At 70.1% G+C, this 25,360-nt stretch carries 22 protein-coding genes; 10 read left to right on the plus strand and 12 right to left on the minus strand.

Translation table 11 applies throughout. The features are described from left to right. Positions 1-92 precede the first annotated feature (92 nt). The 6 genes from KBX63_RS23820 to KBX63_RS23845 are packed head-to-tail and all read left to right on the plus strand — an operon-like array spanning position 93 to position 6,600. A complete protein-coding gene (locus tag KBX63_RS23820) occupies positions 93-743 on the plus strand; it encodes a CoxG family protein (protein ID WP_210914398.1) in 651 nt (216 codons plus the stop codon). After that, the gene (locus tag KBX63_RS23825; RefSeq protein WP_210914403.1) at positions 740-1,573 is read left to right on the plus strand and encodes a xanthine dehydrogenase family protein subunit M; all 834 of its coding nucleotides are present in this window, start codon (positions 740-742) and stop codon (positions 1,571-1,573) included. The genes KBX63_RS23820 and KBX63_RS23825 overlap by 4 nt, the downstream gene beginning before the upstream one ends. After that, positions 1,570-3,906, plus strand: a complete 2,337-nt coding sequence (locus KBX63_RS23830; RefSeq protein ID WP_210914408.1) for a xanthine dehydrogenase family protein molybdopterin-binding subunit — start codon at positions 1,570-1,572, stop codon at positions 3,904-3,906. The genes KBX63_RS23825 and KBX63_RS23830 overlap by 4 nt, the downstream gene beginning before the upstream one ends. After that, the gene (locus KBX63_RS23835; protein ID WP_210914416.1) at positions 3,903-4,364 is read left to right on the plus strand and encodes a (2Fe-2S)-binding protein; all 462 of its coding nucleotides are present in this window, start codon (positions 3,903-3,905) and stop codon (positions 4,362-4,364) included. The genes KBX63_RS23830 and KBX63_RS23835 overlap by 4 nt, the downstream gene beginning before the upstream one ends. After that, positions 4,361-5,158 carry an alpha/beta fold hydrolase gene (locus KBX63_RS23840; RefSeq protein ID WP_210914417.1) on the plus strand — a complete coding sequence of 266 codons (798 nt, stop codon included), beginning with the start codon at positions 4,361-4,363 and terminating at the stop codon, positions 5,156-5,158. The genes KBX63_RS23835 and KBX63_RS23840 overlap by 4 nt, the downstream gene beginning before the upstream one ends. After that, entirely contained in the window at positions 5,155-6,600 is a 1,446-nt protein-coding gene (locus KBX63_RS23845; RefSeq protein ID WP_210914426.1) for a UbiD family decarboxylase, read from the plus strand. Before KBX63_RS23840 ends, KBX63_RS23845 begins: the two co-directional genes overlap by 4 nt. 60 nt (positions 6,601-6,660) lie before the next feature. On the opposite strand, the gene KBX63_RS23850 is transcribed toward KBX63_RS23845, so the two are convergent. After that, on the minus strand, positions 6,661-7,872 hold the full coding sequence (locus KBX63_RS23850) for an MFS transporter (RefSeq protein WP_210914430.1): 1,212 nt from the start codon (positions 7,870-7,872) through the stop codon (positions 6,661-6,663). Continuing rightward, the gene (locus KBX63_RS23855; RefSeq protein ID WP_210914435.1) at positions 7,869-8,678 is read right to left on the minus strand and encodes an IclR family transcriptional regulator; all 810 of its coding nucleotides are present in this window, start codon (positions 8,676-8,678) and stop codon (positions 7,869-7,871) included. Before KBX63_RS23855 ends, KBX63_RS23850 begins: the two co-directional genes overlap by 4 nt. 267 nt (positions 8,679-8,945) lie before the next feature. On the opposite strand from KBX63_RS23855, the gene KBX63_RS23860 reads away from it, so the two are divergent. Genes KBX63_RS23860 through KBX63_RS23870 form a run of 3 tightly spaced genes read left to right on the plus strand, consistent with a single transcriptional unit; the run spans position 8,946 to position 11,346 of the window. Then, the gene (locus KBX63_RS23860; RefSeq protein ID WP_210914437.1) at positions 8,946-9,740 is read left to right on the plus strand and encodes an ABC transporter ATP-binding protein; all 795 of its coding nucleotides are present in this window, start codon (positions 8,946-8,948) and stop codon (positions 9,738-9,740) included. After that, the gene (locus KBX63_RS35440) at positions 9,737-10,516 is read left to right on the plus strand and encodes an ABC transporter permease (protein WP_210914438.1); all 780 of its coding nucleotides are present in this window, start codon (positions 9,737-9,739) and stop codon (positions 10,514-10,516) included. Before KBX63_RS23860 ends, KBX63_RS35440 begins: the two co-directional genes overlap by 4 nt. Continuing rightward, positions 10,516-11,346 carry an ABC transporter permease gene (locus KBX63_RS23870; RefSeq protein ID WP_210914439.1) on the plus strand — a complete coding sequence of 277 codons (831 nt, stop codon included), beginning with the start codon at positions 10,516-10,518 and terminating at the stop codon, positions 11,344-11,346. Before KBX63_RS35440 ends, KBX63_RS23870 begins: the two co-directional genes overlap by 1 nt. Before the next feature lie 113 nt (positions 11,347-11,459). Here KBX63_RS23870 and KBX63_RS23875 read toward each other — a convergent pair whose 3' ends face one another. The 8 genes from KBX63_RS23875 to KBX63_RS23910 are packed head-to-tail and all read right to left on the minus strand — an operon-like array spanning position 11,460 to position 19,042. Continuing rightward, entirely contained in the window at positions 11,460-12,902 is a 1,443-nt protein-coding gene (locus KBX63_RS23875; protein ID WP_210914442.1) for a pyruvate carboxylase subunit B, read from the minus strand. After that, the gene (locus KBX63_RS23880; RefSeq protein WP_210914444.1) at positions 12,899-14,257 is read right to left on the minus strand and encodes an acetyl/propionyl/methylcrotonyl-CoA carboxylase subunit alpha; all 1,359 of its coding nucleotides are present in this window, start codon (positions 14,255-14,257) and stop codon (positions 12,899-12,901) included. The genes KBX63_RS23875 and KBX63_RS23880 overlap by 4 nt, the downstream gene beginning before the upstream one ends. A gap of 5 nt (positions 14,258-14,262) precedes the next feature. Then, positions 14,263-14,793: a biotin/lipoyl-containing protein gene (locus tag KBX63_RS23885; protein WP_247662983.1), complete on the minus strand. Its 531-nt coding sequence runs from the start codon at positions 14,791-14,793 to the stop codon at positions 14,263-14,265. A gap of 1 nt (position 14,794) precedes the next feature. Then, positions 14,795-15,466, minus strand: coding sequence for a 3-oxoacid CoA-transferase subunit B (locus KBX63_RS23890; RefSeq protein WP_210914452.1), 672 nt, complete (start codon positions 15,464-15,466; stop codon positions 14,795-14,797). A 1-nt stretch (position 15,467) separates the two neighbouring features. Then, positions 15,468-16,157: a CoA transferase subunit A gene (locus KBX63_RS23895; RefSeq protein ID WP_210914456.1), complete on the minus strand. Its 690-nt coding sequence runs from the start codon at positions 16,155-16,157 to the stop codon at positions 15,468-15,470. Then, positions 16,154-16,975, minus strand: coding sequence for an amidohydrolase family protein (locus KBX63_RS23900; RefSeq protein ID WP_210914457.1), 822 nt, complete (start codon positions 16,973-16,975; stop codon positions 16,154-16,156). Before KBX63_RS23900 ends, KBX63_RS23895 begins: the two co-directional genes overlap by 4 nt. Positions 16,976-16,994: 19 nt before the next feature. Then, positions 16,995-18,149 carry an amidase gene (locus KBX63_RS23905; RefSeq protein ID WP_210914460.1) on the minus strand — a complete coding sequence of 385 codons (1,155 nt, stop codon included), beginning with the start codon at positions 18,147-18,149 and terminating at the stop codon, positions 16,995-16,997. 47 nt (positions 18,150-18,196) lie between these two features. Beyond that, the gene (locus KBX63_RS23910) at positions 18,197-19,042 is read right to left on the minus strand and encodes an ABC transporter substrate-binding protein (protein ID WP_210914464.1); all 846 of its coding nucleotides are present in this window, start codon (positions 19,040-19,042) and stop codon (positions 18,197-18,199) included. Positions 19,043-19,271: 229 nt separating this feature from the next. Here KBX63_RS23910 and KBX63_RS23915 point away from each other — a divergent pair, with 229 nt between their 5' ends. Next, positions 19,272-20,480, plus strand: coding sequence for an XdhC family protein (locus KBX63_RS23915; RefSeq protein WP_210914466.1), 1,209 nt, complete (start codon positions 19,272-19,274; stop codon positions 20,478-20,480). Positions 20,481-21,322: 842 nt separating this feature from the next. Here KBX63_RS23915 and KBX63_RS23920 read toward each other — a convergent pair. Together KBX63_RS23920 and KBX63_RS23925 are read right to left on the minus strand one after the other, a co-directional pair. Next, on the minus strand, positions 21,323-24,460 hold the full coding sequence (locus tag KBX63_RS23920; protein ID WP_210914469.1) for a hypothetical protein: 3,138 nt from the start codon (positions 24,458-24,460) through the stop codon (positions 21,323-21,325). Beyond that, on the minus strand, positions 24,457-25,278 hold the full coding sequence (locus tag KBX63_RS23925; protein ID WP_210914470.1) for a triacylglycerol lipase: 822 nt from the start codon (positions 25,276-25,278) through the stop codon (positions 24,457-24,459). The genes KBX63_RS23920 and KBX63_RS23925 overlap by 4 nt, the downstream gene beginning before the upstream one ends. Between the last annotated feature and the right edge of the window lie 82 nt (positions 25,279-25,360).

Here is a 25,360-nt window from a genome sequence, read left to right on the forward strand (position 1 = left end):
TGACGGATCCGTCGATGAAACCTAGTGTCCTGTCTACAGGACACCACGTCTCGCTTGGCGGTCTACTAATGAAAATCGGTTCAACTTTCACCGTGCCCGTGGACAGCGAACGGGTCTTCGAACTCTTCCTGGACCAGGCCACGATGGCGGCCTGTATCCCAGGCTGCGAAGAGCTGGTACGGGTCGACGAGCGGCACTACTCCGGGCGCCTGGTCAACGAGATCGCGCACGTGCGCTTCAACGCCTCCTTCTCGGCGGAGATCGTCGAGCTCGACCCGCCGCGCGAGGTCCGGGCCGTGCTCAAGGGCGAGGACCGCCGGCTGGGCAGCTCCCTCAGGCTCGACGCCGTCCTCGGCGTGCTTCCCAACGGCAACGGCTCCGAGGTCAGCTACCGCATGGAGATGGCGCTCTGGGGCAAGCTCGGCCGGATGGGCGAGTCCATCTTCCGGCGGCGCACCGCGGAGGTGGAGAAGCAGTTCGTCGAGAAGTTCACCCAGATCTGCACCGGCGTCCCGATCGACGAGGTCAGGGCCGGCGGTATGGCGAAGGCGGCACCGTCCACCGGCGCCGCTCCAGCCGCCGCCTCGGCCGCCGAGGCCGGTGGTGTCGCGCAGCCGGTGGCCGTGGTGGAGACGCCGCTCGCCAAGCAGCAGGTGCCGGTGAAGAAGCCCGCGCTGGTCGGTGCGGTACTGGCGTTCGTGGCCTGGCTGCTCGGCCGGCGCAGCACGAGGAGTGGCAAATGAAGCCGCCACTGCACCAGCCGACCTCGGTGGCCGAGGCGTGCGAGCTTCTCGACACCCTCGAGGAGACGATGGTCTACGGCGGCGGTACGGCGATCCAGATCCTCATCAAGCAGGGGGTGCTGTTCGCCGGCAACCTCGTCGACCTCTCCCGGGTTCCCGGACTCGCCGAGATCGAGGAGACGGCCGAGGGCCTTCGGGTGGGGCCGATGACCACGCTCCGGCGGATGGAGACCAGCGAGGTCGTCCGTCGCCGGGTGCCGCTGGCCGCGCAGACCTACGGCCACGTCGCCAACCCGCGGGTCCGCAACACCGCGAGCGTCGGCGGCAACATCGCCCACGGCGACTACCGGCTCGACCCACCGACGGCGCTGCTCGTGCTCGGCGCCCGCGTCGAGCTGACCTCGGTCCGCGGTACCCGTGCCGTGCCCATCCGCGACTTCTTCGTCGACTTTCAGGTCACCGCTGTGGAGCCGGGGGAGCTGATCACCGCGCTGCACATCCCGGCTGCTCCGGCCGGGAACTCGTCGACCTTCGTGAAGATGAGCAGCCTAGGCGAGAATGACTGGCCCGCCGCGTCCGTGGCCGCCCAGGTGGACGTGGAGCGACGGACGCTCCGGCTGGGGCTCGGCGCGCTGGCCCACGTGCCCCGGTACGTCGAGGTCCCGCTCGACGGTCGCGGCGTCGACGCGGCGGTCGCCGCGGCCACGGCCGCCGTCGAGCCGGAGCTCGACCCGATTCCCGACGTCCGCGGCAGCGCCGACTACAAGCGGAAGCTCGGCCTGGTCGCAACCGAGGACGCCGTCCGGCGCGCATGGGAGGAAGCCCGATGACGCAGACGACCCCCGAGCCCGGCGTCGACACGGGCGTCGGCTCCCGCCGGTCCCGCGTCGGCGCCGCCGGCAAGGTCCGTGGCCAGCTCCGGCACGTCGCCGACCGGCCGCACGGCGGCTGCGCGCACGTCGCGGTGCACCGGAGCACCCGCCCGCATGCCCGGATCACGAGCGTGGACGTCTCCGAGGCCGCCGCCCTCGACGGCGTCGAGGCCGTGGTCACCGGCGCCGCCCTGTACAAGGTCCTCGGTGACCGGATGTTCACCGGTCCGGCATTCTCCGACCAGCCGCCCCTCGCCGTCGACCGGGTCCGCTACGTCGGCGAGCCGGTCGTCGCGGTCCTGGCCCGTGACGTCGCCACGGCCCGCGAGGCCGCAGAGCTCGTGTACGTCGAATACGAGGACCTCGAGCCGATCTACGACGTCGCGGACGCCCTCGCGGAGCGGGCCTTCGTGCACGACGCGCTGCGGCCGTCGGTCGTCTTCGGAGACCTGCGGCACCTGTCGGGCAAAACCGAGACCAACATCGCCTACGAGTACAACCTGAAGCTCGGCGACCCGGAGAGCGCCGCGACCCAGGGCACCTCGGTCGGCTTCGAGTTCTGGGCGCCGCCGGTGCACCACGTGGCGATCGAACTGCCGGCGACCATCGGCTGGGTGGACGCCGACCGGCTCGAGTTGTACTCGACGACGCAGACGCCGTCCTACGTGCGCCAGTCGGTGGCCGACATGCTCGGCCTGCCGCTCAGTCACGTGCGCATCCGTGTGGCGCCGCTCGGTGGCAGCTTCGGGGCCAAGATGTACGACCGGCTCGAACCCCTCATCGCGGCGCTGGCCTGGCTCTACCGACGCGAGGTGCGGATGGTCGCCTCCCGCGAGGAGGCCTTCCTGCTGACCACCCGCCACGGGGCCGGCGTCATCAGCAGCATGTCGGCGGACGCGGACGGCAACCTCACCTCGGCTACTGCCGACGTCCGCTACGACACCGGCGCGTACGCCGACGTCGGCCCGCGCATCACCGCGAAGTCGGGGATGATCGCCGCCGGCCCCTACAAGATCCCGAACGTCGCCATCCGGTCCCGGTGCATCTACACCAACAAGCCGTCGGCCGGACCGTTTCGCGGCTTCGGCGTCCCCCAGGTCACCTGGTCGCACGAGACGCTGATCGACGAGCTCGCCCGCGCGCGCGGTGAGGACCCGGCCGCGTTCCGGCGCCGCAACCTGCTGCGCGAGGGCGACGAGAGCTACATGGGCACCGTCATGCACAGCGCCGACTTCGTCGGCTGCCTGGACGCGGTGACCGAGGCGATCGGCTGGGACACGCCGCTCGACCGTGGCTCGGGGCGCTGGCGGCGCGGGCGCGGTGTCGCAGTCGGCATCAAGGCCGTTCTCACGCCCACCGTCGCCAACGCCGTGCTGCAGCTGAACCAGGACGGGTCGGCCACCCTGATGATCAGTACGGTCGACATGGGCCAGGGCAGCGACACGATCATGCCGCAGATCGTGGCCGAGGTGCTGAGCATGGACGCGGAGCGGATCCGGGTCGTCGCAGTCGACACCGACGTCACGCCATACGACACCATCACCGCCGGCAGCCGCTCGACCTACCACACCGGCAACGCGGTGCGGGGTGTCGCCGAGCGGATGCGCGAGCGCCTGCTCGACCTCGCCGCCAAGCGTGCGGGCGGCTCCAGCAAGGACCTGAAGCTGACCGCCGACGGTGTGCTCAACACGGCGAGCGGCGAGGTCTACCGCGTCTCCGAACTCATCCACGAGCACTTCGGAGCGCGGGGAGCGACGATGACCGAGGAGTTCAACTACACGACCAGCTGGCAGCCGTACGACAAGGAGACCGGTCGGTCGGCGAAGGCGACCGAGCACTGGTTCGCCGGCGCCGTCGCCGTGCAGTTGCTGGTGGACCGCTGGACCGGACGGGCACGCGTCGAGCACCTCGCCGTGGCCGGTGACGTCGGGCGCGCCATCAACCCGGCCCTTGTGGAGCAACAGCTCGCCGGATCGGCGATCATGGGCCTTGGCCACGCGCTCTTCGACGAGCTGGTCTTCGACCAGGGCCAGATGCTGAACGGGACGCTGCTGGACTACCAGCTCCCGTCGGTCAAGGACCTGCCCGGCAAGCTCACCCCCATCATCATCGAGAGTCCGCACGCCAGCGGGCCGTTCGGGGCGAAGGGCGTCGGCGAGACCGGGATCATCCCGATCGCGCCGGCCGTCGCCAACGCGGTGCGGGACGCCGTGGGGGTCCGCATCACCCGCCTGCCGCTCTCCCCGGAGCGGGTGCTGCAGGCGATGGACGAGGCAGGAGTCGAGAAGTGAAGCTCATCCAGCTGACGGTCAACGGTCGCCGGTACGACCTACCCGTCGACGACGACGAACTCCTGCTCGACGTTCTGCGCGACAAGATCGGCGCCTACAGCGTCCGCGAGGGCTGCGGCGTCGGCGCGTGCGGCGCCTGCACCGTCCTCGTCGGCGGTATCAGCGTGAGCAGCTGCCTGGCGCGGGCGGTGCGGTACGACGGGGCCGAGCTGACGACCGCGGACGGGCTGCCGGAGGACGACGCGGTGGTGACCGCGTTCGTCGAGTCGCGGGCCATGCAATGCGGGTACTGCATCCCCGGGTTCGTCCTCATGGCGCACGAGTTGCTGGCGGAGAACCCGCAGCCGGACCGCGAGCAGATCGTCGCCCACCTGGAGGGCAACATCTGCCGGTGCGGCACGTACCAGGAGATCTGCCGGGCCGTGGAGGTCGCGGCGGAACGGAGGGAGCGGGCATGAAGGTCGAGACCGAGCGTGGCACGTTCGAGGTGCATCGGACCGGAGATACCGGGCCGGTGGTCCTGCTGCTGCACCCGTTGGCGCTGTCGGGTCGGTTCTGGAACCCGATCGCGGCCGTCCTGAGCGAGCGGGCGCAGGTGTTCGCACTCGACGCCCGCGGGCACGGCGCCACGGCCTGGGACGGCAAGCCGCTCACCATCCACGACATGGCCGAGGACGCCGCGGCGGTGCTGTGGAGGCTGACCGGAGGCGCGCCGGCCCGGTTGGGCGGCATGTCCATGGGCGGCTGCACTGCGATCGCCCTCGCCGAGCGCCACCCCGAGCTGGTCGACCGGCTATTGCTGGCGGACACCACCGCCTGCTACGGCCCCGACCGGGAGGCCAACTGGGCCGAGCGGGCGAGGAACGTGGAAAGCAAGCCCCGGCAGGAGCTGATTGACTTCCAGGTCACTCGCTGGTTCAGTGATGCCTTCCGGGAGAAGAACCCGGACGAAGTGCAGCGGCTCGTAGACATCTTCCTGGCTACCGACTCCGCCGCCCACGCCGCCGCGTCCCGGGCGATGGGCGGCTTCGACGGCACCGCCGAGCTGGGGCGGATCACCGCGGAGACGCTCGTCGTCGTCGGCGAGGGGGACTACGCCACGCCGCCGGATATGGCCGCGGTGCTCGCCGACAGGATCCCGCGGACGGCGCTGGAGGTGCTCCCCGGGGCGCGCCACATGTCGCTGCTCGAGCGCCCGGACTGCTGGCGTACCCTGGCCGCGCACCTGATGGACGGGAGCCTTCCGCGATGACCGACGAACCGCTACTCAGCCTGCGTACGTTCATCGAGGACGTGGAGCGGATCGGCGAGCTGCGGCATGTCCACGGTGCACACTGGGACCTTGAGCTCGGCGGCATCGCCGAGCTGAGCTACCGCCGGCCGAAGCCGCAGGCGCTGCTCTTCGACGACATCGTCGACTACCCGTCCGGCCACCGGCTGCTGGTCGGCAGCACGGGCACGTCGAGGCGCTTCGGCCGTACCCTGCGGCTGGGTGACGACCTCGACGACGTCGGCCTGGTCGAGGCGTTGCGGGGCAAGCCGTCGAAGTGGGCGGCGACCGCTCGCGACTTCCCGGTGGAGGTGGTGGAGCGGGCGCCGTTCCACGACAACGTGCTGGAGGGGGACGACGCCAACCTGCTGGCGTTTCCCGTACCGCGGTGGCACGGCCACGACGGCGGCCGGTTCATCGGTACCGGCTGCCTGGTGGTGACCAGCGACCCGGAGACCGGCATCCACAATGGTGGGTGCTACCGGATGCAGGTCCAGGACGACGGTCGGGCCACGACGATCGCCGCCGTACCGGGTAAACACGGGGCGCAGAACATCGAGCGGTGGTTCGCCCGAGAGGGCCGGGCCCCGGTCACCGTCAGCTTCGGTCACGACCCCCTCCTGCTCGCGCTCGGCGGCACCGAGGTGCCCGGCGGCATCTCCGAACTGGAGTACGCCGGCGCGGTGCTCGGCCAGCGGGTCCCCGTCGTCCTCGGGGAGGAGGCCGGACTGCCTATCCCGGCCGGCGCCGAGATCGTGATCGAGGGCTGGCTCACGCCCGAGGAGAGCCGGGTGGAGGGCCCGTTCGGCGAGTGGACCGGCTACTACGCCGGCTCGCCGCGCCCGACGCCGAACCTGCGGGTGAACCGGATCTACTACCGGGACAACCCGATCCTGCTCGGTGCCCCGCCCGGCAAGCCCCCGCACGACTACAGCTACATGCGCACCGTGATGAAGTCCGCGATGATCCAGGACGAGCTGGTCTCCATGGGAGTACCGGGCGTGAAGTCGGCCTGGGCGCACGAGGCCGGCGGCGGCCGGCTGTTCATCGCCGTGGCCATCGAGCAGCGCTACGCCGGCCATGCCCGGCAGGTGGGTTACCTGGCGGCGCAGTGCCCGGCGGCGGCCTACATGAACCGCTACGTCGTGGTCGTGGACGACGACATCGACGTCACCGACCTCGGCGAGGTGGTCTGGGCGATGTCCACCCGGAGCGATCCGGCGACCGACATCGAGATCATGAACAAGACCTGGGGCAGCAAGCTCGACCCCATGCTGGAGCCGGACCAGACGCCGTACAACAGCCGTGCGGTCATCGACGCCTGCCGCCCCTGGCACCGGCTGAAGTCGTTCCCGCGCGTCGCGGAGAGCGACCCGGCCTACCTGCGCGAGGTGCAGCAGCGCTGGGGGCAGTTCCTCGACTGACTACCCCATCCCCCGCCGGCCGCCACACCACCTGGTCTGGCGGCCGGCGCGCATCAGGGGTCAGCCGGACGGGGTCGAGGCCACGTGCCGGGACCGGCCGATGGTCGCCACCACGCTGAGCGGTACGCCGATGGCCGCCGGCAGGACGAACAGCAGCGGGTTCGCCGGACCCGCCAGCAGGAGGCCGCCGACGTAGGTGCCGGCGGCGTTGCCGATGAAGAGCATGGCCGCGAACGCGGACACCACCAGCGCCCGCGACTCCGGCGCCACGTCGGTGGCCCACGCCTGCAGGCTCGTGTGCATCAGCGCCCACGCGGCGCCGAGCAGCGCGCAGGCCACGAAGGCGGCGACCGCGCTGCGGCTGATCGCAAGCAGGGTGAACGCCGCAATCAGGCAGGCGCCGCCGGCGCCGATGATCGCCCCTGGGGAGCGCCGTCGCGCCAGCCGCTTCACGCCGGCCGCGCTGGCCACCACGCCGATGCCGTAGACCGCGACCACCAGCCCCGACATCGACGGGCTCGCCCCCTGGGTCTGCAGCACGGTTGGCACGAAGACGAGGAAGCCCAGCACGGTGAAGCCTTCCAGCCAGGACATGCTCAGTACCACCAGCGCGCCGCGGTTGCGGGCGAGCACGGGGAGCCGGCCGAACAGCGGCTGACGGGGGCCGCGCCGAGGCTCGGGCAGCCGCGAGAGCAGCATCGCCAGAACGCCGGCCACCACGGCCGTGACGGCGAACGCGCTGCGCCAACCGAGGTGTTCGGCGACGACGGCGGCGGCGACGGTGCCGATCGTGAGGCCCAGGGCGGTGCCGGTGGCGAGGTCGGCGAGGGCAGGCTGACGGCGGTGCATCGGGAGCGTGTCACCGATGTAGATCAGGGCTCCGGGGACGGCCGCGGCGAAGGTGGCGCCGGCGATCGTCCGGGCCGCCAGCAGGGCGGGCAGTCCGGGCGCCACGACGGAGAACGCCCCGGACAGGCAGGCGAGGGCGAGCGCCAGGCGCATGGTCCGCACCCGCCCCAGGCGTTCGGAGACCATCGCCCAGACCAGCTGCATGATCCCGTACGCGAAGAAGTAGGAGGTCGCGACGAGTGCGACGGCGTCAACGGACCGGTGCAGGTCCCGCGCGATCAGCAGAATGATCGGGGCGATCGAGGCCCGGTCCAGCGCGCTGGTGAACGAGGTCAGCTGCAGCAGTCGCAGGTTCCCCCGGCTGACAGGCTCGCTCGCCACGACGCCCGGCGCCAGGTGGTACCGCGTCGACGTCCGTCTCACGCGGGGGTCGTCTCGAGGTCGTCCTCCACGTCGTCCGCCAGGGCGGGCCGCGTGCCGCCGATCCGCTGCATGAGGCGCTCGGTGCCGTCGCGCAGCCGGGTGCCGAACTCCCCGACCGTGTTCTCGTTCAGCTCGCTGGAGAAGGCGAGGGTGGTGATCACGAGGTTGACCCGCCCACGCCCGTCGAACACGGGGGTGGCCACCGCTCCCTGGGCGAGGTCGTACTCGCGGAGGCTCTGGCTGTAGCCGATCCGTCGGACCCTGGCGAAGACCTTCTTCAGCTCGTCGAGGTCGGTCACCGTATGCTCGGTGAACTTCTGCAGCGAGTGCCGCCGCACCCGCCCCTCGAACCGGTCAAACGGCGCCCACGCCTCGAAGGCCTCCATGATCGCAGGTGCGGAGAACGGGAACCGATCCCCGATGCCGACGGTGACCCGGACACCGGTCCGGCGTTCACCCTTGGCGGTGACGATGTAGCCGCCGGAGCCGTCACGCTCCGCGGCGAAGACGACGAGTCCCAGCTCACGGCTCAGTTCGTTGAGGACGTCCTGGACGACCACCGCGCTGAGCGTCGTGTTGACCCCGGTCAGCGAGAGCAGTCGCGGTCCGAGGGTCCATCCGGCACGGTCGCCCATGTTGGCCGCCCAGCCCATGGACTGGAGGGTGCCGAGGATGTTGTAGCACGTGCTCCGGTTGAGCTCCAGTTCGCTGACGAGCCGGCCGGGGGAGACCGCGGCCGGCCACTCGGCCGCCAGCAACTCCAGGATGCGGACCGACGATGCGACCGCAGGTACCTCGCTGGGCATGCGACCTCCTGACGTGGGTTCGAAGCCCGTAGCCCATTCCAGGGGAGAGGAACTTTTGTCCCCTATAGCAGACGAGGCATCTGTACCGAGAGTAAGAACTTTGTGGCGTGGCTGCAACGGGTTGACTGCGGCATGACCCGTCTCTAGTCTCCTAGGTGAGACGTGAGGTATACCATACAGGTCAATCGGACCCGCGCTGATCACTGTTTAGGGCCGTTGCGGCGCACGTCAGAGCTTAGACCGGACCGAGGGAGGGCCATGGCCGCGATGTCGACAGTTCAGAAGAGCGGCGTCGCCGCACTGGAGTGCCAGGACCTGCGGGTGACCCTGGTCGGAGCCGCGGGGGCGGTGGACATCCTCCAGGGCGTGGACCTGGCCGTCCAGTCTGGCGAGTTCGTGTCGATCCTCGGCGCCTCCGGCTCCGGGAAGACAACACTGCTGCGGGTGCTCGGCGGCCTCCAGGGCATCGCGGGGGGCGAGGTCAGGTGCAACGGCACCGCGGTGTCCGGTCCGCCGGACGGCGTGGTCACGGTGTTCCAGGACTACTCCAACTCCCTCCTGCCATGGCGCAGCGTCCGCCGCAACGTGGCGCTGGGCATCGAGTCGAGCTGCTCCAAGCAGGAGTGCCGGGAGCGGGTGGAGGCAGCCCTGGCCATGGTGAACCTCCAGGCGAGCGCCGACGAGTACCCCTGGCGGCTGTCCGGCGGTATGCAGCAGCGGGTCCAGATCGCTCGGGCGCTGGCGATGCGCCCCTCGGTGCTGCTCATGGACGAGCCGTTCGGCGCGCTCGACGCCATGACCAAAGCGTCCCTTCAGGACCAGTTACAGAGAGTCCAGGAGGTGACCGACACCACGGTCGTCTTCGTGACCCACGACGTCGAGGAAGCGGTGTACCTCAGCGACCGGGTGGTAGTGCTCGCGGGCAAGCCGGCCTCGGTCGGGCTGTCGCTCGACGTGGACCTGGGCCGTCCGCGCGACCAGATCACCACCAAGGAACGGCCGGACTACCTCCAGCTGCGCCACCAGGTGTACGCCGCGCTCGGGCACGAGCTCCCGCGGTGACGCGCGCGCTCCTGCGCCGGGTCAACGTCCTCGGCCTGCTCACCCTCCTCGGCTTCTTCGTACTTTGGGAGCTGCTCGTCCGTACGGGCATCCTGCGCTTCGAGTACCTCCCGGCCCCCAGCGGAGTGCTGACGGCCGGCGCGGATCTGGTCAGCAGCGGTGAGCTACCGACCAACCTCGGGCACACCCTGGAGGCCACCGTCGCCGGCTGGCTGCTCGCCACCGTCGTCGGCGTCCTGCTCGGCACGCTGATAGCGCTGGTACGCCCGGTATGGGTGTACTCGATGGCCAGCATCGACGCGCTCCGCTCGCTGCCGATCGTCGCCTTCGTACCCGTCGCGGTGCTCCTGCTCGGCTTCACGATGCAGATGGAGATCGTCGTCGCCTTCTACGCCGCACTGTGGCCGGTGCTGCTCAACACCCTCGCCGGGCTGCGCGCGGTGCACCCGCGGCTGATCGAGGTGGGGCGGGTGCTGCGGGTCGACGGGGTACGCGAGTTGTGGAAGCTCCGGTTGCCGGCCGCCACGCCGTACATCGTCACCGGCATGCGGCTGGGCCTGGCCGTCTCCCTGGTGCTGATCCTCGTCGCGGAGATGGTCGGTAACCCGTCCGGGGTCGGCTTCGCCCTCATCTCCGCGTCCCAGTCGCTCCAGCCGGAAGTGATGTTTGCCTACATCGTCACCGTCAGCCTGTCGGGCATCGTGCTCAACGCCCTGCTCGTCGGGCTGGTCACCATCGTCTTTCCTGGACAGATGGCCGCCGCAGGGGAGAAGTGATGAGCGCCGACGCGGCCACCACACCGCTCACGCCCAAGGAGTCCGCCGGTACCACGGCTGCGCGAGCCAAGCGCCGCCGGAGCGGCGCCACGATACGCGGCCTGCTGCCGCTGGTTCTGGGGCTCGTGCTCTGGCAGGTGCTGGCGCCCGCGCAGTCGCCGTACTTCCCGGCGCCCATTGAGTGGGGCCGCGCCCTGTTGCCACTGGTCAAGGACGGTTCGCTGCTGACGGCCATCGGCTGGTCCTTCCTCACCTTCGTCCTGGGCCTGCTGCTGGCAACCGTGGTGGGGACGGCCATCGGCGCCCTCATCGGCGCCAACCGCACCGCCGACCGCGCCCTCGGGCCGACCCTGGAGAGCCTGCGGGTGCTCCCCGCAGCCGCGCTCGTACCGCTCGCGACCCTGGTCCTCGGCTACTCGATGCAGATGAAGCTCCTCGTCGTCGTCCTACCGGCGATCTGGCCCATCCTGCTGAGCGTGCGTACCGCGCGCCGGTCGTTGAGCCCCGTGCTCATGGACATGTCGCGCACCCTCGGGCTCGGCCGGGGCGAGCGGGTACGCAAGATCCTCATTCCCGCGCTCACGCCCTCGATGCTGCTCGGCATCCGGATCGCCGCGCCGCTCGCGCTGATCATCACGCTCCTCGTCGAGATCGTGACGCGGATCAACGGGCTTGGCGGGTTGCTCGGGTTCGCCCAGGCGAGCTTCCTCTCCGCCCAGGTCTACGGGCTACTGGTGATCGCCGGTGCCCTCGGCTTCCTCGTCAACTGGGCGGTGACCCACGCCGAGCACGCCGTCTCGATGCGGATGACCGGCCGGGCGGCGGACTGACGCTGTTGTTGATCTCGGACACTCGGCGGTGCCATGGCGGGCCCGCCAAGTGTCCGAGATCGCGGAAAAGGGGGCGGGGACCGATCGGTCCCCGCCCCCTTTTCCGCGTCGGATCAGCGCGGCACGGTCAGGCGGACGTGCTTCACGCCGGGGATCTTGCCCGCCTCGCGGACCAGCTGAGCGATCGACCCCGCGTCGGCCATGGAGAGGTTGTTACCCGCCCTCTTCCGCTGCGAGGCCCGCATCTCCTCCAGTACCTCGGGCATGAACAGGGTCGCCAGGAGCAGGTCCTCGTCGGTGTGGAAGGGGCCGTGCTGCTTGCGTACCCGCTCGAGGATCGGCTCGGCCAGCTCGCTGGGCCGCCCGGTCACCGCATCCTCGCCCCGCGCGACCCGGTCGAGCAGGTTCTGGTCGACCGGCGCCGGGGTGCGGCCCCAGTAGCCGAGGAGGTAGTTGCGGATCTCGTCCGGGACCACCTCGTAGCGGCCGTGCACCACGTTGAGCAGCGCCTGGGTACCGATGAACTGGGAGAACGGGGTCTGCACGTTCGGGTACCCGAACTCGGCGCGGACGCGCGGCATCTCCTCCATCACCGCCGCGAGCCGGTCGCTCATGCCCACCTGGACGAGCTGTTCGCGGAAGTTGGCGAGCATGCCGCCCGGCATCTGGTGTACGTAGTAGCCGGGGTCGTACTCAGCGATCGTGCCGGTCGGCTTGCGCAGCCGGGCCGCCAGGTCGCGGAAGTACGCGGCGATCTCGGCGGTCGCCTCCTCGTCGACGCCGGTCTCATACCCCTGCCGGTGCAGGCTCCGCTTCATCGCATCGTCGGCCGGCAGCGACGGGCCGTTGGCCAGCGGGGCCGTGCAGGTCCAGATCGCCGATGCCCCGTGTTCGATGGCGGCGATGTTGGCCGCCGGTCCCATGCCGGTGATGCAGTGCGAGTGGCAGTAGATCGGGACGTCGCCGCACGCCTGCCGCAGCGCTGGGAACAGCGTGGCGGCCCGCTCCGGCGTGAGAAGACCACCGGCGTCCTTCACGATCAGCGCGTCGACGCCCAGCGCGATGAACTCGGCGGCCGCGTTGGCGAAGAACTCGTCGGTGTGCACGGGGCTGATGGTGAACTGAATGGAACCCTCGGTGCGGCAGCCGGCCTCCCGGGCCGCCCGGATCCCGACCTCCGTCGTGCGCACGTCGTTCATCCCGGCGGTGATCCACATGTGTTCGATCCCGGCCCGCGCGGCCGTCTTGTTGAACAACTCCACGACCTCGTCCGGGTACACCCGGGAGATGCTGAAGAAGTAGGCCATGCCCATCATCCGCAGCGGCGTGTGCCGGACGTGTTGGCGCACCCGCCGGATCCGCTCCCACGGGTTCTCACCCAGGAACCGGACGCAGACGTCCATGTTGACCGTCGCCATGAACTCCAGCGAGTGGTATCCGGCGCGGTCCATGGCGGGCAGGATCGGCAGCATCATGTCCGTCGTCATGCGGGTCGCCCACAGCGACTGGTTGCCGTCCCGCAGTGTGGTGTCGATGAGTCCCGCGCGCTTGCTCACGGTCGGCGAGCCCCTTTCCAGTTACCGTCCACCCAGGTGGTGTGCAGGTTCGAGAAGATGAAGTCCGGCTGGGCGACGAGCCACGAGTGGAACGGCAGCGTCGTCGGGACGCCGTCCACCGCGAACTCGGCCAGGCAGCGTCGGGACCGCTCGAGTGCCTGCTCGCGGGTGTCGCCCCAGACGATCAGCTTGGCCAGCAGCGAGTCGTAGTACGGGGGCACCGCCTGCCCCTGCTCCATGTGGGTGTCCAACCGCACCCACGGGCCGGCCGGGGGACGCCAGCGCCGCACCGTCCCGGCGGCGGGCAGGAAGCCGTTTCCGGGGTCCTCGCAGTTGACCCGGAACTCGATGACGTGACCGCTCATCGTCACCTCGTCCTGGCTCACCGGCAGCGGCTCGCCGGACGCGACCAGCAGTTGGAGCCGCACCAGGTCCAGCCCGGTCAGCAGCTCGCTCACCGGGTGCTCGACCTGCAGGCGGGTGTTCATCTCGATGAAGTAGTGCTCGCCAGTGTCCAGGTCGAAAAGGAACTCCACTGTGCCGGCCCCCTCGTAGCCCATGCCACGGGCCAGGCGGCAGGCGGAGTCGGTGATCGCCTTGCGCGCCGCGTCGTCCAGGACGGGCGACGGCGCCTCCTCGACCAGCTTCTGGTACCGACGCTGCGTCGTGCAGTCGCGCTCGAACAGGTGGATTACGTTCCCGTACCGGTCGCCAACGATCTGCACCTCGATGTGCCGGCCGCGCTCGATGTACCGCTCGACGTACAGCGTCGGGTTGCCGAACGCGGCGTCGGCCTCGGCGGCCGACTGGGCGAGCGCGCCGGCGAGGTCGGCGGAATCGTCGACCCGCCGCAGTCCTCGGCCGCCGCCGCCGGCCGAGGCCTTGACCAGCAGCGGCAGGCCGATCTGTTTGAGCACCGCGCCGGCCGAGGCCGCGCTGCCGTCCAGCGTGCCGCCGGGGACCACGGGGATCCCGAGCCGCTCGGCCGTCTCCCGGGCCGGGAGCTTGTCGCCCAGCCCGCGCATGGTGTCGCCGCGCGGGCCGATGAACTGGATGCCGTTGCGGGCGCACTCGTCGGCGAACTCGGCGTTCTCGGCCAGAAACCCGTAGCCCGGATGGAGCGCGTCGCAGCCCGTGTGCAGGGCGGTAACCAGCAGAGCGTCGGCGTTCAGGTAGCTGTGCTTGGCCTGAACGGGTCCGATGCAGACGGCCTTGTCGGCCAACTGCGTGGCGAGGGTGTCGCGGTCGGCCTCGGAGAACACGGCGACCGTCTCGATCCCGACGTCCCGGCACGCCCGGATGATCCGGACGGCGATTTCCCCGCGGTTGGCGACGAGTACGCGGCGGATGGCCATGCCGGTCAGGCGCCCGCAGCCGGAGACAGGTACATGATCACCTGCTGGTACTCGACGAGCGTCGCGTCCTCGACGCAGATCTCCGCGATCGTGCCGGCCACGACGCTCGGTACGGTGGTGAACATCTTCATCACCTCGAGCGTCCCCACCGGGTCGCCGACTGCGACCGCGGAGCCGACCTCCACAGAGGGCGGCTTGTCCGGGGCCGGGCGGCGGTAGAACACCCCCACCGCGGGGGAGTGGACCGGGACCAGGCCGGTACGGTCCACCGCCGGCGCACTGCCGTCCGCAGTGGAGGCCTCCGACGGCGCGGAGGCCGCCGAGGCCGTCATCGGAGCCGGAGCCGGAGCGCTGGCGGCCGCCGGAGCCGGGGCCGCCGGACGGGCCGGGGCCGCGCCGTCGACCTGCTCGTTGCGGGACACCAGCAGGTCGACGTCGCCGACCACCAGGCGCAGCTCCCGCAGGTCGGAGTCGGCAAAGGCGCGGACGATCTGGGCCAGCTCCGCCGTCGAGATGGTCCGCAGCTCGGGAGGCATGTCAGGCACGTGCGTGTTCTCCCCTCGGGGTCTCTGCAGCGGTCGCCGCCACCAGCTCGGCGTCCGTGCGCTCCTGCACCTCGTTGAAGCTGACCCCCTCGGCCAGCTCGATCACCTCGAAGCGCCCGTCGCCCCTCGGCTCCAGGACGGCGAGGTCGGTGTAGACGCGCCCGACCACGCCGCGGGCGGTCAGCGGGTAGCTGCACGTCCGCAGCAGCCGCGGCTCGCCGCCCTTGCCGACGTGCTCCATCGCCACCCACACCCGGCGGGCACCGGCCGCGAGGTCGGCCGCGCCCCCAAGCGCGCCGGTGCTCTTGTGGGGCAGCCGCCAGTTGGCGACGTCGCCGTTGGCGCCGACCTGGAACGCGCCCAGCACGGCCAGGTCGAGGTGGCCGCCGCGGATGAGGCCGAAGGACATCAGCGAATCGAAGAAGCACCCGCCCGGCACGATCGTGGCCGGCCGCTTACCGGCGTCGACGAGGTCCGGGTCCTCCTGCCCCGGCGGCGGCGGCCCGCCCATGCCGAGGATGCCGTTCTCGCTCTGCACCAGCGTCTCGGGGTGGGCGATGAACTGCGCGCACAGCGTGGGGATACCGATGCCGAGGTTGACCGACCAACCCCGTCCGATGTCGGCGGCCACCCGGCGCGAGATGTCGATGCGTTCCCGCGGCATGTCAGCCCTCCGCCGTCTTCGTGGGTAGCTCGACGACCGCGTCGACGAGCACGCTGGGGATCGTCACGGCCTGCGGGTCGACCTCGCCGACCGGTACCACGCGCTCGACCTGAGCCACCGTGTACCGCGCGGCCATGGCCATGACCGGGTTGAAGTTGATGCCGGCGTAGCGGCAGACGATGTTGCCCCGGGTGTCGCCGATCGCGCCCTTGATCAGCGCTGCGTCGGCGGGGAGCGCCGGGACGAGCAGCCACCGCCGGCCGTTGAACTCCATCGCCTGGTACGCGGCGCCGAACTCCATGTCGAGTCCGGTGGGGGTGAGTACCCCGCCGAGCCCGGCGCCGGCCGCCCGGATCCGCTCTGCGAGCGTGCCCTGGGGCACCAGTTGCAGCTCGACGTCGCCGGCCTCGACGGCCGCGAGTACCTGGGGAGCGGTGTGGCCGACGGGGAAGGAGCAGATGACCCGCTCGATGCCGCCGGGGTAGAGGAAGCTACCGAAGTCGCTGTTGTTGGCGATCATCGTCAGGTGGCGCAGCTGCCGCAGCGCTAAGGCCTCGCGGAGCGCCACCGGGGTGCCGGCCCCGCCGAACCCGCCGACCATGACGGTGGAGTGGTCGGCGATGGGGGCGAGCGCCTGCTCGACCGACATGACCTTGCTCAGCATCGTCCCGTCGTCGGCCACGGCTGTCACGCGTCCCACCCCAGCAGGCGCTGGGCGTTGGTGAGGAGCACCTTCTCGCGTACCTCGTCCTTGATCGGCAGCTGTTGGAACTCGGCCATCCACCGGTCCGGGTTGAGCCACGGGTAGTCCGACCCGAAGAGCACACGGTCGGAGATGACGCTGTTCAGGTACTTGACGACCTCGTCCGGGATGTACTTGGGCGCCCAGCCCGAGAGGTCCACCCAGACGTTCGCCTTGTGCCGGGCGATGGCGAGTAGGTCGAGGTGCCACGGCCAGGCGAAGTGCGCGGCGATGATGTTCAGGTCCGGGAAGTCGGCGGCGACGTCGTCCACGTCGGGCAGCGGGTGCCCGTACTTGAGTTTCAGCCCGCGGCCACCCAGGGAGCCGGCGCCGATTCCGGTGGTACCGGTGTGCACCAGCAGCGGCCAGTTGTGTGCCTGGCAGAACTCCCAGAGCGGGTAGAAACGCGGGTCGGCCAGGTGGAACTGCTGGGTGATCGGCTGGAGCTTCAGGCCGCGAAGGCCGAGCGCTGCGCACCGCTCGAGCTCCTCGAGCGCGGCCGCGCCCTTGTTCGGGTCGACCGAGGCGAACCCGATCAGCCGGCCGCCCGACTTCGCCGCCAGCTCGGCGATCGCGCCGTTGTCGATCCGCTGCCCGGTGGTGGTCTCCTTGTCCACGTCGAAGATGACCGCGCCCATGTCGCGGCTGGTGTAGTACTCCAACAGGTCGGCGGAGCTACCGCTTGATCCGAAGACCTGCTGGGCGTCCTTGCGGGCGGTGTCGGCCTCGGTCGTGTGCAGGTGGACGTGGACGTCGATGGCGCGCATGGCCAAGTCTCTCCAGTTGTTAGGGGGCGTCATTCCACAGAGGGAGCAGCGAGAGGTCCTCGCCGGGGCGGGTGATCAGTCCCAGCCCGACCGGCGCCGTCCCGGCGGTGCATGCCGGCACGGACAGCTGCGGGGCGCCCCAGAGGCCGGCCGGAGCCATGAGCCGGAAGAGGCGTACGCGTTGCCGGTCCAGCTCCGCGAGGGGCGCCGAGAGGGAGGGCGCCGGGCCCGGCGCTGCCGGCAGGCACAGCACCTCTCCGGGTTCGACGGCACCGTCGAGCAGGGCGGCGATGGCGTCCCGGTCGGCACAGGCCCGGTCGTAGTCGGCCCGCGTGGTCTGCGCGCAGGCCAGCAGCCGGGCGCGGACGCCGGTGCCCAGCTCGTCCGCGTGCTGCTGTGCCCAGCCGCCGTGCAGCTGCCAGGTCTCGTAGCTCTGCATCACGCCCCGAATCCGGGCACACTCGGCCAGGTCGATGCCGAAGCGCCGATCGGGGGCCACCCGGCCGGGGAAGCGTGACCGCAGCGTGGCGCGCAGGGCATCGGCGATCCCGTCGTCGGCGATCTCCAGGCCCTCGACGAGGGGCACAAAGACCGGCGGACGGGGCGGTTCAGCCGGCGGCGGCCCGAGGAGCACCTGGCCGACGCGCAGCATCATGGGCGCGTCGCGCGCCAACCAGCCGACCGTGTCGAAAGACGGGGCGAGGGCGGTGACCCCGGCCACCGGGATCCGGCCCCAACTGGGCCGGAAGCCGAACACGCCGCAGTAGGAGGCCGGTATCCGGACGGATCCGCCGGTATCCGTACCCAGCGCGAAGTCGCACTCGCCGGCGGCCACCGCAGACGCCGAGCCGGAGGACGAGCCGCCGGGGATGCGGCCAACAGCGGCCGGATTGCGGGGAGTGCCGTAGTGCGGGTTGGTGCCGTTGAGGCTGAACGCAAGCTCGTCGCTGATGGCCTTGCCGACCAGCGATGCGCCCGCGGCGAGCAGCGCGTCGACGACGGGCGCGGACTCGCGGGGCGTCGGGTGCGAGGACGCCCATGCGGGGCTGCCAGCCGTCGTCGGGATGCCAGCCACGTCGATGACATCCTTGACGACGAACCGGAGCCCCGCGAGCGGCCCGGAAGGAGCGCCGGGGAGGTCGGCCGCCCGGAGGATGGCCGGCACCGTCGACATCGCCCCGCTCACTCCTTCCGTCCGGGTACTCACGGCTTTCGTGCTTCTCAGCCGGCGAGGACGAGGTTCTTGACGTCGACGTCGCCCTTGAAGCCGCCGACCTCCTTCATGGCGTCCTCCCAGAGCTTCAGGTCGTCCGGCCGGACCTCTGCCGTGTAGGTCGGCAGGTCCGTGCCGTTCACGATGTCGTCGGGCAGCTTGGTCTGCTGCTTCAGGACCTGCTTGGCCTCGTCCGTGTTGCTGCCGATGAAGTCGGCGGACTTCTTGAGGCCCTGCTGGAAGCAGCTGATGGCCTTGCTCTGGCTGGACGCCCACTTCTCGTCCGCCGCCCAGAAGATGCCGGAGACCGTCGACGCGACCGCGGCCTGCGGGTCGACGATGCTCTTGCCATGCTTCAGGACGCTGGTCGAGAACGGCGCGAGAGTCTCCATCGCGTCGACGCGGCCGGAGCGTAGCTGGTCGGCCATGGCGGGCCCGTCGACCTGGACGATCTGCACGCTGTCGTAGGGGACGCCGGCGCGCTTGAGCCACAGCTTGGTGCCGAGGTGCGTGCTGCCGGTGATCGTCTGGACGCCGAGCTTCTTCCCGCGCAGGTCGGCCACAGTGTTGATGCCCGAGCCCTCCTTGGCGACCAGGAAGGTCTGCGGGTTCTCCCGCGAGTTCAGGGTCGCCCCGGCCACCTCGACCACGGGCAGCCCCTGGGAGGCGGCGCTGATGAGCACCGGCGGAACGGTGAGCGCCAGGTCGAAGGACCTGCCGAGCGCGGCCGGCAGCGTGGTGATGTTCTGGACCACGGTGTACTTGGCGTCGATCCCGCAGTCCTTGAAGTAGCCGCGCTGAATCCCCAACCAGACCGGCAGGGCCGCCGCATTGGTGTTGCCAGCGATGCGCATTGTGACCTGGCCCGAGGAGTCGGAGGACCCCTTGCCGGAGTTCGACCCGCAGGCTGTTGCCCCTAGTGCGATTAGGGCAAGCGATGCAATCAGACCCTTGCGGACACGCATTCGGTCCTCCCTAGATGCCCTCAGGTTGAGACATGACGTCCGGTATAGAGGACACTAAGGTGGGACTTCTGTGAGGTCAAGCACGGTTAACCGGATCGTGACAGTTGGGTGATCGAGTATGCGTGAAGTACTGGATGAACTAGAGCGTTGGTGGAAGGCCGGGAAGCCGGTCGGCCTTGCCACTGTTGTGGCGACATGGCATTCCGCGCCACGCCCGGCGGGCGCCACCATGCTGGTCGGCCCGGACGGCACCGCGGTGGGCAGCGTCTCGGGCGGCTGCGTGGAGGGCGCGGTTTACGAGGTGGCTCAGGAGGCCATGGAGGCCGGGGTGCCGGCGCTGGAGCGCTATGGGGTGAGCGACGGAGACGCGTTCGCCGTCGGGCTGACCTGCGGCGGAATCCTCGACGTGTACGTGGAGCGCATCGACCCGGCTGGCTTCCCAGAGTTCGGCGAGGTGGCCGGGGCTATCCGGGCGGGCATCCCGGTCGCGGTGGTCACCTGCGTGTCCGCCGGCAGAGACGGCGACTCCGGCGGAGACGGCGGCGAAAGTGCTCCCGCCAGCCGGCTCGGGCGGCGACTCGTCGTCTGGGGCGACCGCACCGCGGGCTCACTCGGCACCGACCGGCTGGACGCAGCGGCGACCGACGACGCCCGCGGCCTGCTGGCGGCCGGCCGCACCGGCATGCTGCGCTACGGGTACGACGGGCAGCGTCGCGGGGATGAACTCCTGCTCTTCGTGTCCACCCACGCGACGCCGCCCAGGATGATCGTCTTTGGCGCGATCGACTTCGCCGCGGCGGTCTCCCGGATCGGCACCTTCCTCGGCTACCGAGTCACGGTCTGCGACGCCCGGCCGGTGTTTGCCACCACACGCCGCTTCCCCGAGGCGCACGAAGTCGTGGTCGGGTGGCCCCACAACTACCTACGGGCGGAGGTCGAAGCCGGCCGGGTGGACGAACGGACGGTGGTCTGCGTGCTGACCCACGACCCGAAGTTCGATGTACCGGTGCTGGAGGTGGCGCTGCGGCTGCCACTCGCCTACATCGGTGCCATGGGATCCCGACGCACCCACAACGACCGGCTGGCCCGTCTACGCGAGGTCGGGCTGACCGAGGACGAGTTGGCGCGGCTCGCCTCCCCGCTTGGCCTGGATCTGGGCGCCCGCACCCCGGAGGAGACCGCGGTCAGCATCGCCGCTGAGATCATCGCCGGCCGGTGGGGTGGCAGCGGGAGCAGACTGACCACGCTTGACGGGCCGATCCACCACCTGACGGGGGCTTGTACCACTGAAGACCGATTTGCTGATCAAGGGAAAGACGCCAATTGACGACCGAGACCACCGTCGCATCCACGGCCGCCCCAGCGATGATGGGGGAGCGGGGTGGGAGCAGCGGGGCGCGCTGAACGGCGCTGAAGTGCACCGAATGGCGCGGAACTGCACCCAACGGTATCGAGCAGGTTGGGAGCAGGGGCGGCGGCTGGCCGCCCGCCGTCTTTGCCTCAGCGCGCAATCGGCGGCGCTAGCACGACAACCGCGGGCCGGAGGATCAGCTTGAGGTTCGGGTTGAACAATGCGGGTGGACACGTGCCCTAGGCGACGTGCCCTCAACCTTGTAGGTGCCGGCGGAGCGGTAAATGGGGCGGCGCACGGCGCGCTGCGCTGCTCCTAGCTGGCCTCTGGCACCTCCGCCGACGTCCCATCAGCGAGTCACCGCGGCACCGCAATGCGGATTATGTGCGCTGGCGCAGCGCCGCGGACTTCGCAGGCGAAAAGCCCTCGAGGCGAGGCCAGCGTGGAGATGCTGGTCGACCCGCCGGGGCACGTGCGGCTGCCGATCAACGAAGCCGAGATCGCCTGACTGCGCAGCGTTCATAAACCACTCCCGGGCCGAGCGGTCCGCCTGGTCACGTACGACGCGGGATGGCGATACGTGGCCGCGCTGCCGGCCTCCGGGTGCATAAGCGCGATCCGGGAACGTGCTTACCAGGCCCTTCTCGGTCGGTGAGCTCTTCGGGAAGACCGAAGGTGTCAGCCGGGCTGCTTAGGTCAGCTCTCGTCGTCGGCGCCGAGAAGCCCCTCCAACCCGCCTGCTGTCGTCTCAGCGTTGACGAAAAGGAGTGACCGAGTGCTTCCGTGTGACGCGGAGCCTTAACTCTGGGCGTCACTAGCTAAAGGTCGCGGAGATAGGCCTCGGCCTGTGTGTCCTCGTCGTGTGCTTCGTCCACGTAGCCGTCCGCTAGTTGCCGCAGGACACCCTGTAGCCTAGGGAAGTCCTGAGCGCGATCGATCAGGTCGCGGTAGTGTGTGGCGAGCGTCCTTTCTTGTATTCCGCCGTCGGTAAGTGCACGCATGGTCATGCCGCGCCGGTTGTAGAGCGCGGTCGCGATTCCGCGTTCGAGGTCCTTGCTGCGAATCTTCTCGATCAGTTCGCCGATTACCTCCAGCGATGCGGGAATCGCGTGCACAAGGACTCCCGCGATGCGCCGATCACCGAACGCTCGCACGCCCGCCGCCGCGAACTGTTCCCGTGCTTCGTGCGTCCATTTCAGCAGCGCCGCCAGTTGGACCGAGCCGTCGGGGGCCGAACCGGGGCACCGGCGGGGTGCCCTGACCGCGTACCACGCGGCGATCTTCGATGCGCGAGTCGGGCCTTGCAGGATGGTTATCGCGATGGTCGCGAAGACCGCCGGATCTTCCTCCATCAGCTCCGCGGTAACCGGCAGCCGGGGGTTCAAGCCGCCGAGTTCGGCGCTGAAACCGAGTTCGATGTTCATGACCCGGTGACGGTCGAGGACGTCGAGATGCCGCGCCAAAAGGTCGATCACGCTCTGCAGATCGTGCCGCGACACGAGATGAGACTCCACGGCGTCGGTGCCGGCAGCGATGAGTCCCTCTGCGGCGATGATGGCCTGCTGGGCAACCTCGGCGGTGTCAGCGTTGTTTCCGTACAGGGCAATGAGCTCCAGCGCGGCGGTGAACCGGTGGACGCCGCACAGACCGGCCGCGACCTCGGCGACGAGGTCGGAGTCGAGGGCAAGACTGGGAAAGCCGCGCCAGTAGGCGTCCGCAGTAAGAGTGTCCAGGGTGGGCAACTGTTCGAGTGCCCAGCGTTCATCCCGGGACGCGAGCAGGATCGCTGCCCTGCGGGCGGCATCTCCAGCGTCGGCGAGTAGATCGCCCCGCCGGGCTGGTGGGCCGTTGCGGATCTGGGTGGCAAAGTATTCGAAGGCGAGATGGTGACGTTCGCCGGTGAGCCAGGACAGCAGCGAGCCTTCGTCGGGCTGGCGTGGCAGGACTTCGCCGATGAGCTCGCCGTGTCCGGTTTCGTCCGCGAGGGCAAGCAGGGCCGCGAAGCCGTCGGCCTCGGACACGATCTCCGCGACCGCCGCGGTCCGGGCCTGATACAGCCCGAGGCCGGTGATGCGGTCGCCGCGACCGCGGCGCGGCCACGATTCGACGAACAGCCAATGGTGGCGGTCGGCGGCGTGGTCCGGTCGGAACAGTCCGGCGATGCGAGCCACCTCGTCGACCTGCTCCTGTGGCAGTGCCCAGCCTTCGTCGGCGTGCCCCTGGTGCAACGCCGCCAGATCCGTGAGGGCTTCGAACAGCTGCCGGCGCGGCATCCGGTCGGGGACCGGCAGGTCAGCGAGAGCCTGCAGGAAAGCCGCGCCTTCCTCGGCCGGCATCGCGTCGATAGACGGCACCAGCTTCGCGCATCGCACCGGATCCGTGCCGGCGTCGTCGATGGCGAGCGCGGCGACGTCGCGGAACGCCTGGTACACCTCGTTCGGTGGGTCCGTTTCCGGCAGCGGCCATTGCCGGACCTGTGGTTGCGGGTGAGCGGTCCGGATGACGCCGCCGTGGGGCAGGAGGTCCCGGAGCAGCTGCCGGCCGACGGTGGGATGGTCCTGCAGGATCCGCCGCAGCGCCCGCTGCCGGTGCCTGCGCGACGCTCGTGTCTGAGGGAACCGGCAGTCGAACACTCCGGCCAGCGACTCCGACGGCCGGTTCGACAGCCGTCCACCGGGGTCCACGGTGGCCAGCCGGGCTAGCGCGTCCACCGCCTCGTCGAAGTTTTCGACGGCTCGGGCCAGCAGTTCCAGAGCCCACAGGAATGCCGGGTAGTCACTTTCCGAGCCGAACATCGCCGCCTGCCACTCCGGTGCGTGCGAGAGCGCGTCCAGGAAGGTGCCCGGCGCGGCCTCGGCGATCGTCCCGATCACGTCGGTCAGCGATCTCCACCTCGCTGGTGACCTACTGGCAAGCACCTCATGGACGACCGCATCGGCGATCACGGAGCCGCGCCGCGCCGTTTGGCCGTACCGCAGGTCGTCGCCGTGCACGGCCAGCATGAGCAGGGTGCGTGTCACGCCACGGCGCAGGACCGGCGAGGCTGGTTCGCCGTCGCGCAGCACCCGCACCGCAAGGTCCGCGAATGATTCCAGGTCCTGAGCCGTGAAACTGGTGCGCAACAGCAGGAAGGCGTCCTCCGGTTCCTGCAGGTACCAGTGAATGCCGAGCCGGCCGAACAACGGCCGGTCGGGGTCGGTGAGTAGATGACCTGCCGTGTCCTCCAGCAGGTCGTGGGCCACACCCGCGAATCCGGCTAGCATCTGCGAGTCCCTAGCGGTGAACTCGCCGAGCAGGCTCAGCCGCCGGCATACTCGGTCCGGGGTCACCGCCCAGCTGGCCTCCGGGTACTGCGGGAAGCGCGACAGCGCCCGGCGTAGCTGTTCGAGGCCGCGGCGAGCGAGCGCGCCGAGCCGAACCTCCTGGCTCTGATCGGTGCGCGAGGCGGTCAGCATTCGCGCGACGGCGATCCCGTCGACGGCGGGAACGGTCAGGTCGGGTCGAACGGCCCCCCGACCAAACAGGACGATCTTGTGGGAGCCGGTCAACGGCAGACTTGACGGTTCGGTGCCGGCCGCCAGCATCAGGATCGGCGGGTTCGCGGCGTCGCCGTCGATGGTGAGCGTGGTCGCGCCGCCGACGAAGAACGCCCGCTTCGCGAGCGGGCTGCCGACCAGCGCGGCGGCCAGGAACGCTTTGAACTCCATCACGGCCAAGTCACCGCTGACCGAGATGATGGCCTCGTCGCTCGTCAGGGCCGCTCGTAGGGCATCGGCTGCGGCCTGCCGCCCGGCCAGCACCATGTCGCTGCTCAGTTCGGGTTCGGTGGCCGGCAACCAGACGGTGGACCACCAGACATCCGTGGCCTGGACGGTGGCGGATTCGCCGGCGACATTGATCTGGATGTTGCCGTCACCGATCTGGAACCCGGAACTGCCGGAGATGGTCACGTTCACCGGTCGATCCGGTTGATCTGGGTGTTGCTGTTGCCGATCTGAAACCCGGAGCTATCCGCAATGGTGATGGTGCTCTGTTCTACGGGCGGGGGTACGGGTGCCGATGGCGCCGGTGCGGAGAAGTCGGTGACCAGATGTCGCCGGATGGTCTCCGCCGTGACGCTACCCGGCCAGGCCGGGTCGAGGATCGAAGAGTGGTCTCCGGGCAGCACCCCCGCATCGGGGAAGGTGGCCTGGGCCGAGACCCGGCGCACGACGTTGTCGCTGTCGCCCGCGTAGACATGGACCGGGATGGGGCAGGTCCGGTCACTGACCGCAGTCGCGTTGGTGATCTGGTTCAGTACCGTACGTTTCGAGGCGGCGACGTCGGTGCGGAACTGCTGCAGCGACTCGGTCTGCGGACGAAAGCCGAACCCTGCCACATTCCGGAAAAGGCGCAGGTAATCACTGCCTTCGTGCGGGCACGCGAGCATCACGATCGAGCGGATCCGGGCAAGGTCACGCCCGCGCCCGTCGTTGACCTTCCAGGCGAGATACCGTTGAAGGATCAAGCCGCCCTGGCTGTGGGTCACCACGGCCCAGGGTCCATCGTCCGGCACGCGGGCCTGCACGAAGGAATCCAGGGCCTGGGCGATGTCGTCGTGGTCGGGGATCCGGCGGGGAAGAAACGGGATGCCGAGTTTGGGCGACGGGTACCCGTACCGGGCCCACTGGATCCCTGACAGGTCGGCGTCCGCCCTCAGGACCTGCTCGAGCCGATCCCAGGTCGTCGGCGACGACCAGAGCCCATGGATCAGTACGACGTGCCCCTCGACCATCACTGCCCTCCCCGAGTAGCCGTACTAGCCTACGGCAGGGCATTCCGAAAGCGACGTCGTGGCCCGCTACGCGGCAGCCCCG

The organism is Micromonospora sp. U21 (genome assembly GCF_018070045.1).
Lineage (GTDB): Bacteria > Actinomycetota > Actinomycetes > Mycobacteriales > Micromonosporaceae > Micromonospora.